Origin of the sequence: Pseudoalteromonas sp. meg-B1, from assembly GCF_003173795.1 — a bacterium.
Lineage (GTDB): Bacteria > Pseudomonadota > Gammaproteobacteria > Enterobacterales > Alteromonadaceae > Pseudoalteromonas > Pseudoalteromonas undina.
Map to the genome: position 1 here is coordinate 341,157 of NZ_QGQU01000001.1, position 16,281 is coordinate 357,437.

General features: G+C 41.1%; 16 protein-coding genes. 8 read left to right on the forward strand and 8 right to left on the reverse strand.

Translation table 11 applies throughout. The annotated features are described in order from the left end of the window. Positions 1-10: 10 nt before the first annotated feature. From DK924_RS01570 to DK924_RS01600, 7 genes are all read left to right on the forward strand, one after another. Positions 11-751 carry an SIMPL domain-containing protein gene (locus DK924_RS01570; RefSeq protein WP_109874181.1) on the forward strand — a complete coding sequence of 247 codons (741 nt, stop codon included), beginning with the start codon at positions 11-13 and terminating at the stop codon, positions 749-751. Between the two features lie 183 nt (positions 752-934). After that, positions 935-1,948 (forward strand): erythrose-4-phosphate dehydrogenase, encoded by a 1,014-nt coding sequence (gene epd, locus DK924_RS01575; RefSeq protein ID WP_109874182.1) that lies wholly within the window; start codon positions 935-937, stop codon positions 1,946-1,948. Positions 1,949-1,997: 49 nt separating this feature from the next. Beyond that, positions 1,998-3,173 (forward strand): phosphoglycerate kinase, encoded by a 1,176-nt coding sequence (locus DK924_RS01580; RefSeq protein WP_054201849.1) that lies wholly within the window; start codon positions 1,998-2,000, stop codon positions 3,171-3,173. Positions 3,174-3,383: 210 nt separating this feature from the next. Next, entirely contained in the window at positions 3,384-4,448 is a 1,065-nt protein-coding gene (gene fba, locus DK924_RS01585; protein WP_008111197.1) for a class II fructose-bisphosphate aldolase, read from the forward strand. A 628-nt stretch (positions 4,449-5,076) separates the two neighbouring features. Beyond that, positions 5,077-5,766, forward strand: coding sequence for a phosphate regulon transcriptional regulator PhoB (phoB, locus tag DK924_RS01590; RefSeq protein ID WP_008111196.1), 690 nt, complete (start codon positions 5,077-5,079; stop codon positions 5,764-5,766). Between the two features lie 77 nt (positions 5,767-5,843). After that, positions 5,844-7,190 (forward strand): phosphate regulon sensor histidine kinase PhoR, encoded by a 1,347-nt coding sequence (gene phoR, locus DK924_RS01595; protein WP_109874183.1) that lies wholly within the window; start codon positions 5,844-5,846, stop codon positions 7,188-7,190. Between the two features lie 79 nt (positions 7,191-7,269). Further along, on the forward strand, positions 7,270-8,238 hold the full coding sequence (locus tag DK924_RS01600) for a PstS family phosphate ABC transporter substrate-binding protein (RefSeq protein ID WP_010387635.1): 969 nt from the start codon (positions 7,270-7,272) through the stop codon (positions 8,236-8,238). 71 nt (positions 8,239-8,309) lie between these two features. Here the strand turns inward: DK924_RS01600 and DK924_RS01605 are convergent, their stop codons facing one another. The 8 genes from DK924_RS01605 to sfsA all read right to left on the reverse strand — a co-directional run bounded on the left by DK924_RS01605 (position 8,310) and on the right by sfsA (position 14,701). Next, positions 8,310-8,552, reverse strand: coding sequence for a hypothetical protein (locus DK924_RS01605; RefSeq protein ID WP_010387636.1), 243 nt, complete (start codon positions 8,550-8,552; stop codon positions 8,310-8,312). Positions 8,553-8,582: 30 nt separating this feature from the next. Then, positions 8,583-9,431: a pantoate--beta-alanine ligase gene (gene panC, locus DK924_RS01610; RefSeq protein ID WP_055012979.1), complete on the reverse strand. Its 849-nt coding sequence runs from the start codon at positions 9,429-9,431 to the stop codon at positions 8,583-8,585. Beyond that, the gene (panB, locus tag DK924_RS01615) at positions 9,431-10,225 is read right to left on the reverse strand and encodes a 3-methyl-2-oxobutanoate hydroxymethyltransferase (RefSeq protein WP_054201846.1); all 795 of its coding nucleotides are present in this window, start codon (positions 10,223-10,225) and stop codon (positions 9,431-9,433) included. Before panB ends, panC begins: the two co-directional genes overlap by 1 nt. A 30-nt stretch (positions 10,226-10,255) precedes the next feature. After that, positions 10,256-10,741, reverse strand: a complete 486-nt coding sequence (folK, locus tag DK924_RS01620; RefSeq protein WP_109874184.1) for a 2-amino-4-hydroxy-6-hydroxymethyldihydropteridine diphosphokinase — start codon at positions 10,739-10,741, stop codon at positions 10,256-10,258. A 3-nt stretch (positions 10,742-10,744) separates the two neighbouring features. Further along, positions 10,745-12,043, reverse strand: a complete 1,299-nt coding sequence (gene pcnB / locus DK924_RS01625) for a polynucleotide adenylyltransferase PcnB (protein ID WP_010387640.1) — start codon at positions 12,041-12,043, stop codon at positions 10,745-10,747. 305 nt (positions 12,044-12,348) lie between these two features. Continuing rightward, complete coding sequence (gene gluQRS / locus DK924_RS01630) at positions 12,349-13,245, reverse strand: tRNA glutamyl-Q(34) synthetase GluQRS (protein WP_054201843.1); 897 nt, start codon at positions 13,243-13,245, stop codon at positions 12,349-12,351. Positions 13,246-13,257: 12 nt separating this feature from the next. Next, positions 13,258-13,701 (reverse strand): RNA polymerase-binding protein DksA, encoded by a 444-nt coding sequence (gene dksA, locus DK924_RS01635; protein WP_008111170.1) that lies wholly within the window; start codon positions 13,699-13,701, stop codon positions 13,258-13,260. Positions 13,702-13,981: 280 nt separating this feature from the next. Continuing rightward, the gene (sfsA, locus tag DK924_RS01640; protein ID WP_109874185.1) at positions 13,982-14,701 is read right to left on the reverse strand and encodes a DNA/RNA nuclease SfsA; all 720 of its coding nucleotides are present in this window, start codon (positions 14,699-14,701) and stop codon (positions 13,982-13,984) included. 144 nt (positions 14,702-14,845) lie between these two features. On the opposite strand from sfsA, the gene pepB reads away from it, so the two are divergent. Then, positions 14,846-16,144, forward strand: coding sequence for an aminopeptidase PepB (gene pepB, locus DK924_RS01645; protein ID WP_109874186.1), 1,299 nt, complete (start codon positions 14,846-14,848; stop codon positions 16,142-16,144). Positions 16,145-16,281 lie beyond the last annotated feature (137 nt).

Below are 16,281 nucleotides of genomic sequence, written 5' to 3' on the forward strand. Positions count from 1 at the left end.
AGGAACGAATATGAAACTTATCACCGCTATTTTTATTACCTTATGCCCTCTTATTACTTTTGCTAATTCAAGCGTGCCAACTAATCGTCATATTTCTGTACATGGCACAGCTGAGGTATTAGTTGAGCCAGATATGGCTCAAATTATATTTGAAGTAAAAAGCATTGAAGATACATTACTTGAAGCTAAACGTGAGCTTGATGGCCGGATTAGTTTGTTACTCGAAGAATTAGACAAATACGCCTTTGGGCAAGGTGATGTTCATATATCGGGTTTAAAAAGCAAGGTATACACTAGGGTTGGTACAGAATCTGGAACTGTTTCAGGCGATAAGTATTTAGCACTGAAAACAGTTAAAGTCACATTGAAAGATATTAAAAAAGTCGATGAATTTATTGATTTTGCCCAACGCTTAAAAATAGACAATATCAAAAAAATTAATGGTTTATCCTCCAAGGCTAAGCAGTTAGAGGCAGAGGCGACACAACTAGCAATCGATAACGCAAAAGCGAAGGGAAATAAGCTCGCTCAGTCTTTTGGTGCTGAACTTGGCAACGTTTATAGTATTAGTGCAAATTCCAGCAGCTCAGATTATGACGCGAGCGGTGTTAAGCACATTATTTTATCTAGCCACAGAAATAGCATGGCTGCTAGAAATAACGAGAACCCATTTACGCAGCAGCAAAATTTAGGTGCAACAATAAGCGTTAAAGCATCTATAAACGTGGTGTTTGATTTAAAACTAAAATAGCAAATACCGCAAATACCTATTAGCCGAGCTAAAAGTAAAAGCGCATTGCGTGTTGATTCTGACGTTAATTTAAAGTTTCTAATGCTTGGCTCTTATAATCACAGGCAAGGTCGATTACAATACCGCCATCTAAAAGGCGACGCTGCCTTTCTCTGTACGTAACTAGAGTGGATTTTATATTTCATGGCAATCAAACTTGCAATTAATGGTTTTGGTCGTATTGGTCGAAATATTGTCCGCGCACTATACGAATCAGGCTTAAGCGACGAGATTAAAATTGTTGCGATTAACGAATTAGCCGACCCTGAAGCTATTGCCCATTTATTAAAATACGACACCTCTCATGGTCGTTTCACTTTTCCAGTTAAACTAGGTGAAGACACTATCAGCGTTGCTGATGACACCATTGCATTATTTTGTGAAGAAAATCCAGTTGAATTACCGTGGCAAACGCTAGATGTTGACGTGGTACTTGAATGTACTGGCGTGTACCACTCACGTGAGCATGCACAGTCACATATTGCCGCAGGTGCTAAAAAAGTGTTGTTTTCCCATCCTGCTGATAATGATGTAGATGCCACCATTGTGTATGGCATAAACGACGATGAGCTGAAAAACGAGCATACTATTGTCTCTAATGGTTCGTGTACCACCAACTGCGTTGTTCCTGTTATTAAAGTACTCGATGATGCCTTTGGTATTGAGTCTGGCGCTATTACAACTATTCATGCGTCAATGAACGATCAGCAAGTGATTGATGCGTATCACCATGATTTACGCCGAACTCGTGCCGCCAGCCAATCTATTATTCCGGTAGACACAAAATTAGCCCGTGGTATCGACCGTATTTTACCTAAATTTAAAGGCCGCTTTGAGGCTATTGCCGTTCGTGTACCGACTATTAATGTGACCGCCATGGATTTAAGTGTCACGGTAAATACCGATGTAGATTTAAGTGCGGTTAATAGTGCGCTTAAAGCACAAGCTAAAGATAGGCTTGAGGGTATTTTAAGTTACACCGAAGAGCCGCTGGTATCGGTTGATTTTAACCACGATCCCCATTCTTGTATTATAGATGGCACACAGACACGTGTTAGTCATAAACGGCTGATAAAATTACTAGTTTGGTGTGATAATGAGTGGGGGTTTGCGAATCGCATGCTTGATACCGCTCGTGCTATGATGGCATTTAAGTAATATTTAAAACGTATTTATTGGTTTAGTATCGTTAACTAAGGAGATGTTCATGTCGGTCATAAAAATGGCAGATTTAGATTTAAACGGCAAGCGTGTATTAATTCGTGAAGATTTAAATGTACCCGTTAAAGCAGGTAAAGTGACGTCAGACGCACGTATTCGTGCTGCACTACCTACTATCAAACTTGCGCTAGAAAAAGGTGCAAAAGTGATGGTTATGTCACACCTAGGCCGTCCTACGGAAGGGCAATACGAAGACGAATTTTCATTAGCACCCGTTGTTGATTACTTAAATGATGCACTTGAGCAAACTGTTCGCCTAGAAAAAGATTACTTAAACGGCGTTGATGTTGCAGATAATGAAGTGGTTGTTTTTGAAAACGTACGTTTTAACAAAGGCGAGAAAAAAGACGACGAAGCCTTATCAAAGCAACTCGCTGCATTATGTGATGTTTACGTAATGGATGCCTTTGGTACTGCGCATCGCGCACAAGCGTCAACCCATGGTGTGGGTCTGTTTGCTGATGTAGCGTGTGCCGGCCCATTATTATCGGCTGAACTAGACGCCCTAGGTAAAGCACTTGATAACCCAGCCCGTCCGTTAGTGGCGATTGTGGGTGGCTCTAAAGTATCCACTAAATTAACAGTACTTGATTCGTTATCTAAAATTGTTGATCAGCTTGTTACCGGCGGTGGTATTGCCAATACCTTTATTGCAGCTGCTGGTCATCCCGTAGGTAAGTCACTTTATGAGGCTGATTTAATGGATGAAGCAAATCGTTTATGCGCTGCAGCGAAAGCCAACGATGGCGAAATACCGGTACCGACAGATGTTGTTGTGGGTAATGAGTTTTCAGAGTCAGCTGTAGCCACACTTAAAGATGTAAGTGAAGTCACCAGCGACGATATGATTTTTGATATTGGCCCTGATACCGCTAATCAACTTGCAAAAATTATTGCTAATGCGGGCACTGTTGTATGGAATGGCCCAGTGGGTGTGTTTGAGTTTGATCAATTTGGTAATGGCACTCGCGCTATTGCAAAAGCGATTGCTGATTCAAGCGCATTTTCTATTGCTGGTGGTGGTGACACCCTAGCGGCAATTGATAAGTATGGCATTAGTGATAAAGTATCGTATATCTCTACAGGTGGTGGTGCGTTCTTAGAGTTTTTAGAAGGCAAAAAACTACCTGCAGTTGCAATGCTAGAATCACGCGCTAAATAATACCTAGGGTATTAGCTAGCCGTAAAGCAGATGTGCTAATCCCACATCTGCTACAATTAACGAGTAAATACCTCTCACTTTTATTTAGTCGTTAATAATATGAATTTTAGGTCATATACCTTTTAATTCATGGCGCAGTGATTGCGCCAAACTAACAAATCCGTTCAAACTAGGTAGTAAAATAACTACCGATAAATTGGAGAATACCCAATGGCTTTAATCAGTATGCGACAACTTCTTGATCATGCCGCAGAGCATGGTTACGGTGTACCCGCGTTCAATGTAAATAACCAAGAGCAAATGCGTGCAATAATGGAAGCGGCTGATAAAACAAACAGCCCAGTTATTGTACAAGGTTCTGCGGGCGCACGTGCGTATGCCGGTGCACCTTTTATTCGTCATATGATTTTAGCGGCAGTTGAAGAATGGCCACATATTCCTGTGGTTATGCATCAGGATCATGGTACATCACCGGGTGTATGTCAGCGTTCAATTCAGCTAGGTTTTTCGTCAGTAATGATGGATGGCTCATTAATGAGCGATGGTAAAACACCTTCAAGCTACGATTATAACGTTGATGTAACACGCAAAACAGTTGAAATGGCGCATGCGTGTGGCGTATCTGTAGAGGGTGAGCTAGGTGTATTAGGTTCACTTGAAACTGGTGAAGCGGGTGAAGAAGATGGTGTTGGCGCTGAGGGTAAACTTACCACTGAGCAAATGCTAACAAATCCAGAAGAAGCGGCAGACTTTGTAAATAAAACCCATGTTGATGCGCTGGCTATTGCCTGTGGTACATCACACGGTGCCTACAAATTTACTCGTCCACCAACCGATGACATTTTAGCAATTGATCGTATTAAAGAAATTCACGCGCGTATACCAAATACCCACTTAGTAATGCATGGTTCGTCTTCTGTTCCACAAGAGTGGTTAGAAGTGATCAACCAATACGGTGGCGAAATTCCAGAAACTTACGGCGTGCCAGTTGAGCAAATCGTTGAAGGTATTAAATATGGTGTGCGTAAGGTAAACATTGATACTGACCTACGTTTAGCGTCTACCGGTGCGATTCGTCGTCATTTAGCGATGAACCCGTCTAACTTCGACCCACGTAAGTTTTTAGCTGCTGCAACCCAAGCAATGACTGATATTTGTATCGCTCGTTACGAAGCGTTTGGTACGGCGGGTCAAGCAAGTAAAATTAAGCCAATTTCATTAGATGAAATGCACCTTAAATACTTAAGCGGTGAGTTAAACCCAAAAATAAAGTAATGGACCAATAATAGCGATATTATTGCACTCATTCAAAAAGCCAGTTGCGTTTGCGCTGGCTTTTTTGATCTATGAGGGATCAGTATTTTACCTAGTTATTAATTAGGGATCACTCGATTACTAACTTGTCATATCTGGGATCATTACTTTACTAAGTAAAAGGCTTAAAGTGACGTATTTTAAACTTTTGAGTGTTACGCATTATAAAGAGTGAGCACAAAACATACAAAAAATCATTAGTTTAGCTTTGTTGGTGGGTAAAATAGTGATCCGTAAAGGGATCTGCTTGATAAAACTCTGATCCCAGCATTTAAGATCATAATAAACCTGATCTAAACACTGTTAAGCAGGTGCTAACTTTTATTATTAAGCGTGAAAATTGATGCTAGTTAGTAATTTGATGATCCCATGTTGATACCATAAATAGTGACTTTAATGATTGATTCTTTTTACTGCAAACCGCTTTTTTATTACTGCTCAAGATGATAAAAATATGACAAATTCTATTTTTTGTCACTATTTTGTGTTTTTTTTACACTCATTTTAATTTAGACGTTACACTTTAATAAAAATGTCATACTTAGTCATAATAATGAAACCTACTCAATAGCCTAAGAGATAAATTGGAATGTCACGTAAAGTATTAGTCGTTGATGACGAAGCACCTATCAGGGAAATGTTGGTTTTTGTTTTAGAACAAAATGGGTTTCAAGCCATTGAGGCAGAAGATTATGATTCTGCAATATCAGCAATGGTTGAACCTTATCCAGATATGGTGTTACTCGATTGGATGCTACCTGGCGGTAGTGGAATTCAAATCGCTAAAAAATTCAAACAAAATGAACACACACGCCAAATTCCTATCATTATGCTGACAGCCCGCGGCGAAGAAGAAGATAAAATACGCGGTTTAGAAGTCGGTGCTGATGATTACGTTACAAAACCGTTTTCACCTAAAGAGTTAATGGCGCGTATTAAAGCGGTTATTCGTCGTGTTGCTCCTACCTCACTTGAAGAGGCCATTGAAGTACATGGTTTACGTTTAGATCCTATTTCGCATCGTGTGACATCAGGTGGCAGTGAGCTAGATATGGGGCCAACGGAGTTTAGACTGTTACACTTTTTTATGACCCACCCTGAGCGTGTATATAGCCGAGAGCAATTACTTGATCATGTATGGGGTACTAACGTTTATGTTGAAGACAGAACTGTAGATGTTCATATTCGTCGCTTGCGTAAGGCAATTGCTACGCTTGGGCATGACCGCTTAGTACAAACAGTTCGCGGTGCTGGTTATCGCTTTTCGAGTAAATTATAAGTTTACTTCGTAAGTCACAATCTATTAACCTAGCATAGTCAAACCATCTGCTAGCGTTTATAAGGTAAAGAGCGTGTATGTATCGAGTTATTAACAAGCAGGCGTTAACCAAACGGCTGTTTGTCTATTTTATACCTTTGCTTTTAATTGGGGTGCTTATTGGTGCCCCATTTTTGATGTTGTTTTTGGGCGCTTTTTCGCTACTTTTGTGGCATTACCATCAGCTTTATCGCTTAAGTGACTGGCTGCATAATCAACGCAGCTTTAACCCGCCTGAAGGGGAAGGGTCGTGGGAGCAAGTATTTGAGGGTATTTACCAGCTGCAGCACCGTAATCGTAAGAAGCGTAATGAGTTGGCAGAACTAATACGGCGTTTTCGCGACGGCGCTGAGGCCGTGCCCGATGCCGTTGTTGTGCTACAAAACGACTTATCAATTGTGTGGTGTAATCAGCTTGCACTCAAAGTGCTAGGGTTACAGTGGCCGGTTGATCATGGTCAGCGTTTAGATAACTTAATTCGCGATCCTAAATTTGCTAAATATATGCGTCGTAAAGAGTTTAGCGATGCTCTGGAGCTTGAAAGTGGCCACAGTGTTGAGCAAGTTCTTGAGTTTAGGGTGATGCCTTATGCCAATACACAGTTGTTGGTAGTGGTACGCGATGTTACTCGCTTAAAGCAACTTGAGCAGATGCGTAAAGACTTTGTAGCAAACGTCTCTCATGAGCTTAGAACCCCTTTAACTGTTGTTACCGGCTACCTTGAAATGCTCGATAGTGATTCACTTCCCCCGCCTGCAATGTGGAATAAAGCACAAACTACTATGCTAGAGCAATGTAAGCGTATGGATAGCTTAGTGAATCAGCTGTTGTCGTTATCGCGCATCGAAGGGGGAAAGCGACACAGTAATGACAAAGCGGTGAATGTGCCACGATTATTAAACTTAATTGAAACAGAAGCGCAATCAATTAATCAAGACAAAGGCCATCAACTTATTTTTAAGATTGATGCATCGCTTGATATTACCGGAGCTGAGGATGAACTTAGAAGTGCCTTTTCAAATTTAGTATTTAATGCCATTCATTATACTAAACCAGGCGGTAAAATTGAGGTACTTTGGCAGCGCAATAATGAACAAGCATGTTTTAGTGTTACCGATAATGGTGATGGTATTGCACCTGAGCATATTAACCGGTTAACTGAGCGTTTTTATCGAGTAGATAAAGCCAGAAGCCGCACCACAGGTGGCTCAGGCTTAGGTTTAGCTATTACCAAGCATGTGCTTACTCGCCATGGTAGTCAATTAAAAATTCACAGCGAGCTGGGTAAAGGTTCTTGTTTTTCTTTCGCGTTTTCAAGCGATAGACTTATCGTTATTTCGCCATTAGTAGCAAGCAACACAAGTAGTCATAAAAGTGTCATTTAAGAGTCACACCATTGTCATGTACTCACTTTAGAGTGAACCGCAGTTAGGAAATGGGACGAACAAACTGGAGAACCCCAAAATGAAATTTAAAAACTTAGTTGCCGCAATGGGTGTGGCTGTTACAACATTTGTATCTGCACAAGCGGTTGCATTAGAAGACGGTATTCCTGAGTATCAAAAAATTAGCGGTGTATCAGGTAACTTTTCATCGGTAGGGTCTGACACATTAGCCAACATGATGACCTTTTGGGCTGAAGAATATAAGCGCATTTATCCAAATGTAAATATTCAAATTCAAGCGGCAGGTTCGTCTACTGCGCCACCAGCACTAACAGAAGGTACGGCTAACTTAGGTCCAATGAGCCGTGCAATGAAGTCAAAAGAAATTGAAGCATTTGAAAAGCGTCATGGCTACAAACCAACACAAGTGCGAGTAGCAATTGATGCGTTGGCAGTATTTGTACACAAAGATAACCCAATCGAAGGACTACGCATTGACCAAATCGATGCTATTTTCTCATCAACTCGTAAATGTGGTGCATCAGAGCAAGTAAATCGCTGGAGTGATGTTGGTCTAGAAGGTGATTGGGCTGCAAAAGACGTGCAATTATACGGACGTAACTCAGTATCAGGTACTTACGGTTACTTTAAAAAGAAAGCGTTATGTAAAGGTGATTTCCGTAATAACGTGAACGAGCAACCGGGCTCGGCTTCTGTTGTACAGTCAATTTCAGCGTCATTAAATGCGATTGGTTACTCTGGCATTGGTTATAAAACATCGGGTGTGCGTACTGTTCCGTTATCTAAAAAAGGCACTAACTTTGTTGATGCCACGCTTGAAAATGTAGCACAAGGTAAATACCCACTGTCACGTTTCTTATATGTTTATGTAAATAAACACCCAAATAAGCCACTTGGCCCAGTTGAAGCTGAGTTTTTAAAGATGGTACTTTCTCAAGACGGTCAAAAAATTGTAGAAAAAGATGGTTATGTGCCACTTTCTGCAAAGTTAGTTGAATTAGAGCTTAAAAAGTTAGGTCTGAAATAAGCAGCTAGCAACCAAAGTAAATAATAAAAAACCGCTCAATGAGCGGTTTTTTTTGTTTTACTTAAAATTATTTAGTTCGTTGCTTTACCTAAGTTTTCAGCTTGCACTTTGCATTGATTGTAAGCCTCAATACATTTTGATGAGCAAACCTGCGATTTAAGACTATCGGTGGTTGTTTGCTGCTCACAGCTGGTTTCACATTGATAACTTTGTTGAGCACATTGATTAAGTGCTGGATTACCCGCCTGGCTCTGGCAGCCAGCAACAACTGCAAACGAAAAAGCCACGAGGCTAGTTTTAATAAAAGTTTTCATGCTTATCCTTAAAATGAGGCCACACCAGTATTAAACTTCAACCTGAATATTGTCGATTAATCTAACACTACCTAAAAAGGCGGCAGCTAAAATTACAAATCGTGTATCTTCGAGTGTAGCAGCTTTTAATGTATCTCGTTGAGCTATCGAAAAATAATCTGGTTTTAGGCCTGCGTCTTCTAATGCGCTCTTCGCTTCACTTTCCAGTGTGGCAAAGTCTTTATTACCGTTTTTTAGTTGCTGCGCACAGTGTTTTAAGGTGTTAAATAAAACAGGAGCGGTTTGTCTTTCCTCAGTTGATAAATACCCATTACGAGAGCTCATGGCAAGGCCGCTAACTTCACGCATGGTGGGTACACCAATAATTTCTACTGGTATCGATAAATCAGTGGCCATAGTTTTAACAACTTGTAGCTGCTGAAAGTCTTTTTCACCAAAGCAAGCGTAATCAGGTTGTACTAAATTAAATAGCTTAGTAACAACAGTTGCTACGCCTTTAAAGTGACCTGGGCGTGAACCGCCACAATACCCCATTGAAATACCAGGCACATCAACAAAGCTTTGCGCGCCTAAACCATTAGGGTAAATAGTTTCTACACTGGGGATAAACAAAATATCTGTTTCAAGATCGGCTAACCCTTGTTTATCAGCATCTAGAGTACGCGGATAGCTGTCTAAATCTTCGTTAGCGCCAAATTGCATTGGGTTAACAAAAATACTCACGACCACTTTGTCGGCTAGTGTTTTTGCTTTTTCTACCAGTGAAAAATGACCACGGTGTAGATTACCCATAGTAGGCACAAGCGCCACGCTTAAACCGGCCTGGCGCCAAGCTTTAACTTGACTGCGTAATGATTTAATTTCAGTGATTGACTGCATTATTTAAACTCGTGTTCAGCGCTTGGGAATACGCCGCTTTTGACATCGTTACAATACTTTTTAACAGCAGCAGGCATATTGCCTGTTTCGAGTAAAAAGTTTTTTGAAAATTTAGGAATATAACCTGCAGAAATGCCCACCAAGTCATGCATAACCAAAATTTGGCCATCGGTTACATTACCGGCACCAATCCCGATTGTAGGGATGCTCAATGACTCTGTAACGCGTTTTGCTAAGGCACTTGGAATACATTCAAGCACCAGTAGTTGTGCGCCTGCCGCTTCTAATGCTTTTGCATCGGCAATAATTTTTTGTGCTTGAGCTTCTTCACGGCCTTGGATTTTAAAACCACCGAATACATGCACTGATTGCGGTGTAAGCCCCAAATGGCCACATACCGGGATACCTTGTTGGGTTAGCGATTTAATACTGTCGTACAGCCATTCACCGCCTTCAAGTTTGACCATATTAGCACCAGCACGCATCAGCTCTGCAGCATTTTTACATGCGTCGCTTGGGTTTGCGTAGGTCATAAACGGTAAGTCAGCTATAACAAATAAGTCACGGCTTCCCGCGCGCACACAGCGAGTATGGTAGGCAATTTCTTGGTTTGTAACCGCTAAGGTGTCGTCGCCACCTTGTAATACCATACCCAAAGAATCACCAACTAAAACAACATCAACGCCGTTATCATGAAATAACTTAGCAAAACTAGCATCGTATGCTGTTAACGCAGTGATCTTATTACTTTCAGCCTTCATTTTATTCAAAGTTGAAACGGTTATTTTAGACATAATATTCTCGCAGACAATGGCCTTAATTAATTACCGTGGTAATTGTTGTAAGTCGTTAAGCGGTAGGGTATTTGCTATCTGTTGGATAGATGCGCCGCTAGGTAAAATCAGTTCTGGTGCAATTTCTTGCAGTGGGTAAACAACAAATTCTCGCTCAGTTAATCCGTAATGAGGTACGGTTAAACGTTCGGTATTTAAAATGTGTTCACCAAATAATAAAATATCAATATCCAATGTGCGTGCGCCCCAGCGCTCGGCTTTTCTAACTCGTCCATGTTCCAGCTCAATGGCTTGGGTTAAATCAAGCAGTTGCTCTGGCTCAAGTGAAGTGTTAATACAGGCGACAGCATTCACATAATCGGGTTGATCTTGTGGTCCCATAGGCTTGCTCGCATAATAATGCGAGCAGGCTATAAACTCGCTGCTTGGCAAGCTTTTAAGTGCAATAACAGCGTTATCAAGTTGTTTTATAGGGCTGTTAAGGTTTGCACCTAACCCCAAATAGACACGTTGCATTATTTACTCAGTAGGCTTTTTTGTGGTACGACGGCGAGGTCGCTTACGTGGTTTTGGACCGCCTTGATGACCAAGCTCTCGCACCATTTCTTTTTGGCCATTAATATCTTGGCCTAAGTACTGTGTCCACCACTGTGCCAGCTCTGTATGCTCAGTTTCACCAGCATCAACACGCAATAGTAAAAAATCATAAGCGGCTTTAAAGCGCGGCTGCTGTGTTAAACGATAGGCACGTTGGCCAGCACGTTTATCTAAGCGTTGTTGAATATGCCAAATATCACGAGCACCTAAAGTAAAGCGTTTTGGTACGGCAATATGTTGGGCATTCTCACTAAGTACTTTATTAATTGCTTGAGCAAATGCATCGTATTCTGAAAGTTGCTCTTGGCGTCGAATTTTTTCAGTTCGTTCAATCAGTGGGAACCACAATAATGCTGCAAATACGAATGCAGGAGTTACTTTCTTATCTGCATTAATACGTATGTCGGTGTTTGCAAACATCTGCTTTATGAAGGTTTCTTCAAGTCCGCCTGGTTTTTTATCTAAAATACGGTCTAGCTCAGGAAATAACGATTTAAATAAACCGTACTGACGCAGCATTATAAAGTTTTGCTGTGCTTTGCCGTTTAAAAATAGCTTGAGTATTTCTTCAAATAAACGCGCTGGCGGAATATTATCAAGCAAGCTCGCTAATTCGGTAATCGGTTTTTCGCTTGCTGGTGCTATTTGCATATCTAACTTAGTGGCAAAGCGCACTGCGCGAAGCATACGTACCGGATCTTCACGGTAGCGTGTTTCAGGATCGCCAATTAACTCAATTTGTTTTGCTTTGATAGCGGCTAAGCCATTTGCGTAATCGTAAACACAAAAATCATTAATGGAGTAGTACAAAGCGTTGATTGAAAAATCACGACGTTCTGCATCTTCTTCAATACTGCCAAATACGTTATCGCGAAGAAGTTGCCCGTGCTCACTTGACTGACTAATTTGATTTTTATCTTCTTGTGCTTCGTGATGGCCGCGCATTGTAGCCACTTCAATAATCTCACGGCCAAAAACAATGTGCGCTAAACGAAAGCGACGACCAATTAAGCGACAGTTACGAAACAGTTTTTTTACTTGCTCAGGAGTGGCATTGGTTACAACATCAAAATCTTTAGGTTGTTGACCTAACAATACATCGCGAATGCAACCACCAACTAAGTAAGCATCATAGCCACCATCTTTTAGGCGGTAGAGTACTTTGATTGCATTTGGGCTAAATTGTTTGCGAGAAATACCATGCTCACCTCTAGGGATCACTAACGGCTCACTGCTGATTGCGACATTTTCGTTATTGGCACTTGGGCCGATAATTTGTCGACAAAATTGAAAAAGCTTGGAAATAATAGTCTGTCTCCTAGAGAAGCGGTTGATTGGCTCGCCATTGCAATCAAAATCACAGCAAGTATTCACTTAAAGCGTCATTCTTACCATTTAATGTAATTAGCATATATTTAGGCGGCTATCATATACCAGCAAGGTAAAAAAATTAAGTTGCAGCGCTGAAATTAAGCCATTTTTAACGATTTTATTTGAATTAATTCCACGTAATACGTAAAGGGAGGTTAAATCTGTATTTCGCGCTTAGCAGGAACAAGGCTTAAGTTAAAATGCGTCACGGCCCAAGCGAGTAATTGTTCGCAGGTTAAATCCATTAGTTGCTCATGTATTGGCAAGCCTAAAAATTTAAATACAGCTATTAAAGTTGGTTTTGGATTTTGTTTGCAAATTGCAGGGGCGTAATTTTGCTTAGACAGTTTAAACCCTGGTTTTGCTACTGCCAAAGGCAAATGAGCAAATTCCGGAATAGCGCAATTTAGTTGTTTAAATAAGCTAATTTGACGCGCAGTCGGCTCGATCAAATCAGCGCCTCGTACAATTCGGTTGATCCCTTGCTCAATGTCATCAACCACCACCACGAGTTGATAGGCAAATAAACCGTCACTACGTTTTATTATGTAATCTTCATGAGCGAGGGCTGAGTCAACGTCAATATGCCCTTGAATAAGGTCTTTATAATTAACGGTTGCATGGCATTGAGTTAAACGTAGGGCATGACCTTGCTCACTTAGTTGGCTGTGTTTACATTGCCCTTGATAAATACCGCCGAGGGCTTTTATTTGCTTACGAGAGCATTGGCAGGCATAAATAAGCTGTTGTTGTGACAGAGAGTGAACGGCATCTTGGTAAATAGTAAGACGCTGTGTTTGATACACAACGTTTTCATCCCAATTGAGGTTGTAGGCTTCTAAGGTATTTAGGATATCGGTGGCGGCGCCTTTTACAACGCGAGTGGTGTCTATATCTTCAATGCGAACTAACCACTTTCCTTGGTTAGCTTTTGCATCAAGGTAGCTACCTACAGCCGCCACAAGTGAGCCAAAATGTAACGGTCCTGAAGGAGACGGTGCAAATCGGCCGCGATAGTTAGATACTTGCGCAGTAACGGCTGTAGAAGACATGGCTATAATTAATTAGCCGCGTCCAGATTGCTTTTCTTTAATTTCAGCAAGTGTTTTACAATCTACACATAAATCAGCAGTAGGGCGCGCTTCTAAGCGGCGAATGCCAATTTCAATACCACAAGATTCACAAAAGCCAAATTCGTCTTCTTTAATTAATATAATTGTTTTTTCAATTTTTTTAATTAATTTGCGCTCGCGGTCACGCGTTCGAAGCTCTAATGAGAACTCTTCTTCTTGTGCTGCGCGGTCAACGGGATCAGGAAAGTTAGCAGCTTCATCTTGCATGTGTGATTTGGTACGATCAACTTCGTTACGTAAATCATTACGCCAAGTTTCTAAAATTGTTTTAAAATGAGCACGTTGTGCATCATTCATGTACTCTTCACCCGGTTTTTCTTGGTATGGTTCTAAACCGGCTTGAGCCAATAAACCATGTCTTTTTTGGTCTGGCATAACTCTCTCCTAAATCCTTAATTTAATGCCTCAGCATTAGCCGGCGGTATAAATAACAGAAACTCATACCCTAGGCAAATTTATTTTTAAATAATCGAATTAGCTTAACCCTGTTTGGTGATATAAAAGTAGTAAAAGTATTGTATATACTTTTTATCACAGTATTGGTTTATAAACTGGCGTAGTTATATGGGCAATAACAATAAAAACAACTTATTTTTACTTTTTGGTTAAGTATTTTTTGGGCGTGGCGAAATACCAACGTTTAAATGCGCTCTTTTTACTCAACAAATGCTACTTTCTCAACCAAAGTTACTTCACTGGCAGAAATACGGGCTTTATAAGCTAATACTTCTACGCCTTGCTCAATCGCTTCGCTAAGTAATTGTGCATAAGTTGAATCAATATGCGCCGCGGCACTCACTTGTGTGATCCCTTGATGTAGCACCGCAAATAGTAATACCGCACGATGCCCTTGTTTTACCATTTCGATTAATTCACGAATATGCTTTTGCCCACGAACTGTTTGCGCGTCAGGGAAGTAACCTTGCCCGCTTTGTGGATGCTCTTCACTTAGGAGCGTGACTGATTTAACTTCAACATAGCAATTGGCTTTACTGCTGTGGGTAAGTAAAAAGTCGATGCGGCTGTTTTCACTGCCATATTTTACTTCACTTCGAACTTGCCGATAGCCTGTCAGCTCTTTAATCACTTCAGCGTTAATCGCTTCTTCAACTACTTTATTGGCAACAGCTGTATTTACACAAATAAGTTGTGATAAGTTATTTTGCGTCAGCTCTAATGACTGTGGGTACTTTCGTTTGGTGTTACTGCTGGTGGAATAAAAGGCATTAAAACCGGCATCGGCGCAGCCCGTCATTTTACCTGTATTAGCACAGTGAGCGGTAAAAGTGCTGCCATCACTGAGCTCTAAATCAGCTAAAAAGCGTTTGTAACGTTTTAATAACGTAGCAGATTGTAATGGCGGGGTGTACTTCATTAATGACTTCCTTATATAACCAGGGTTCAGGTTAAGTAAAATAAGACTTTACGGGCTATTTGAGGTTATTTACCGCAAGCAGTTGGGAACTTAAGCGCGCTATAGTAAACTCAACCACACATTTAAGTGCAAGGATATTCTAACATGAGTGAAAAATTTGTTGTTCAATTAAGCGAGCAATCGGCACCAGGACACTGGGGCGAAAGTGCGTCACTATCTTTTAACGAACACGGCGCAACGGTTCATTTATCTGAGCAAGAAACATTAAAAAACGTGCAAAAAGCAGGTCGTACTATTGCCAGCCAAGGCATTAAAAGTGTTGTGCTTGAAGGCGATGTTTGGTGTACAGAGAGCCAATGGGCATTTTACCAAGGATTTGTATCACCAAAAGTACTGAACGGTGTTGAGTTTGTTGATAATGCACAATCTGATTTAAAAGAACTTGCTGATTTAAAAGCTTCAGCAACGTGGGCACGTGAAATGGTTAACGGCACCGCCGATGACATTTACCCAGAGAGCCTAGCAGAAAAAGCGGCTGAATTTATTCAATCACTGGCACCAGAACATGTTAGCTACCAAATAATAAAAGGCGATGCGCTATTAGAGCAGCAATGGATTGGTATTCATGCTGTAGGTCGTGGTAGTGAACGCCCACCAGTGTTACTTGAGCTTGATTACAATCCGACTGGCGATGATAACGCACCAGTAAGCGCTGCACTTGTAGGTAAAGGTATTACGTTTGACTCAGGTGGTTACTCAATTAAGTCTAGCGAAGGCATGTTAGGCATGAAATGCGACATGGGCGGAGCGGCAACAGTTACCGCAGGTTTAGCATTGGCCATTAACCGTGGCGTAGAAAAGCGTATTAAGCTGTTTTTATGTTGTGCAGAGAACTTAATTTCCGGTCATGCATACAAACTAGGTGACATTCTTACCTACAAAAATGGCACAAGCGTTGAAATTGTAAACACGGATGCTGAAGGTCGTTTAGTATTAGCTGATGGCCTAATGGCGGCAGGTGAGACAGGTGCACCACTTATTATTGATGCAGCAACATTGACGGGCGCAGCCCTTGTTGCCGTTGGTCAAGAATACAACGCGTTATTTGGCCTTGATAAAGAGCTAGTGCGTGAAGTAGAAGACTTTGCATCACAAGAAATGGAAGCCGCTTGGCCATTACCGCTTGAAAAGTGGCATCAACAAAACTGCCCATCACCGTATGCAGATACAGCAAACAGCCGTGCACAAAAAGGCGGTGGTTATGGTGGTGCTTCAAATGCAGCAGGTTTCTTATCTCGCTTTGTGCCAAACGATGGCAAAGGTTGGGTACACATTGATTTAGCGGCTGCATTTAATATGGGTGGTGGCACTAGTCAGTGGGCTTCAGGTGCAACTACCCAAGGTATGCGTACAGTAGCGCGCACCTTGCTTGAAAAGGCCTAATCAATTCAGATTAAGCAATTAGTAAAAAATAGGTACCTTAAGGTGCCTATTTTTTTATCCGCCATACAAGCAATTTTGTTTTATTTACGGTAAAATCCTTCGCCAATACGTGTTTGAGCATCTATTTTATTTAAACC